We start from the raw sequence: 261 nt of genomic DNA, 5'->3' as shown, positions 1-261 counted from the left end.
GGATCACGCCGCGCGCGCCTCCGGGAACGGCGGGCGACGGGGCCTCGGACACGACCTCGGCCGTGTTCCAGGCGGTCACGGCCGCGGGCTGCGGCAGGGCGGCCGGAAGGGCGGGCACCGGGGCGGGTACGGGGCTGGGGGCGGGCGCGGGTACGGGCGCCGGCGTCGCGGTCTCCGTGTCACCCGCCGCCGGTGGGAGCGCGAAGGGCATGCGCGGCCCGGTCTCCGCCGCCACCGCGGCCTCCTCGGCGGCCCGCGCCG

At 82.8% G+C, this 261-nt stretch carries 1 protein-coding gene; it reads right to left on the bottom strand.

Annotated elements, in window-relative coordinates; all coding sequences use genetic code 11:
* Positions 1 to 235 (bottom strand): hypothetical protein (locus tag G3I42_RS37115; RefSeq protein WP_203607321.1); only part of this gene is annotated, 235 nt, incomplete at its 3' end.
* Positions 236 to 261: the final 26 nt, after the last annotated feature.

Origin of the sequence: Streptomyces sp. SID11385 (assembly GCF_010548245.1) — a bacterium.
Lineage (GTDB): Bacteria > Actinomycetota > Actinomycetes > Streptomycetales > Streptomycetaceae > Streptomyces.
This window is presented reverse-complemented; position numbering and strand designations above follow the sequence as displayed.